The sequence below is a fragment of the Clostridium sp. C2-6-12 genome, assembly GCF_009928485.1.
Classification (GTDB): Bacteria; Bacillota; Clostridia; order Clostridiales; family Clostridiaceae; genus Clostridium.
The window spans coordinates 1-1,044 of sequence record NZ_JAABNP010000088.1 but is presented as its reverse complement, the minus strand read 5'-3'; the positions used below and the strand labels follow the sequence as shown (position 1 = coordinate 1,044).

The following is a 1,044-nucleotide window of genomic DNA, read 5'->3' as shown; positions in this document are numbered from 1 at the left end:
AAAAAATAAATAAGCCATTCCTTTGTGATATAATAATTTCGCTAAAAACATAATAAATCACATAAGGAATGACTCAAACATGATTATATCACTAAATATTAAAAGCGAAAATGATTATTATAAAATTTTTGAAGCTGTTAAAATTGCATTTACTAAATTAAATTCAAATACTAAAAATTCTAAAGGACGACCACGTAAGTATTCAGATGAACAAATAGTTTCGTGTATTTTATATGGTGTTAAAAATAGCATTTTTAGTTTGAGAGAACTTGAATATCGTATAAAGCAAGATTATGTGTTTCAATCTATAATTCAACTTAATCAAGTACCAGATTATTCCACGCTTTCGTTAAGAACTAAAAACTTAGAGAAACATATATATTATGGTATTTATGCTATGTTTGTTGAGCTTATAAATCCTGAAACTAGATTATGTGCGATAGATGGAACTGCTTTAAGAAGTTCAAAATACGATAGCGAAGCTAAATCCGGCAAGGGTACCCGTCTTGGTTACTATAAAGGTTATAAATTGCACTGTATTGTAGCAGTTACGGATATTATAATTCCTTTAGTTTTTGATTTGACTACAGCTAATGTTTATGATAATCAAGTTTTAGATTTACTATATGAAGCTAAAATTTATAACCCGTTTTTAATACTTGCAGATGCAGCATATGATTCAGCAGAATGGTTTGAAATTGCTTCTAATCTAGACTTTAATTTACTAACTGATATAAATATGCGTAAGGCTAAAAGTATTGAGTCATTTGCTGATAAGCGATATGAAAATGCTTTATTTATTCAGTCTCCTATTGGTTCAAAATTATATAAAAACAGATTAAAAATAGAGCAGTTATTTTCAGTATTAAAAGGATTATATAATTTAGAAAATCCGCGACTCTATGGGCAAGCCCGATACGAACGTCATATAAAATGGGTTTTATTAGCATACTTAGTAGATGAATTTAATAAAAAACAGCAAGGAATAAAAACAAGAAAATATCCTTGGAATCTATGATTCCTAAGAATATTTTCTTGAATAAC

General features: G+C 27.8%; 1 protein-coding gene. It reads left to right on the top strand.

Features of this window, described 5'->3' with window-relative positions:
- Positions 1–79 precede the first annotated feature (79 nt).
- Positions 80–1,018 carry a transposase gene (locus GXK56_RS27485; RefSeq protein ID WP_160693482.1) on the top strand — a complete coding sequence of 313 codons (939 nt, stop codon included), beginning with the start codon at positions 80–82 and terminating at the stop codon, positions 1,016–1,018.
- Positions 1,019–1,044 lie beyond the last annotated feature (26 nt).

What these genes read in the sequence shown, in the direction of transcription:
- GXK56_RS27485 (WP_160693482.1), top strand. Translation starts at nt 80, where the DNA reads ATGATTATATCACTAAATATTAAAAGCGAAAATGATTATTATAAAATT.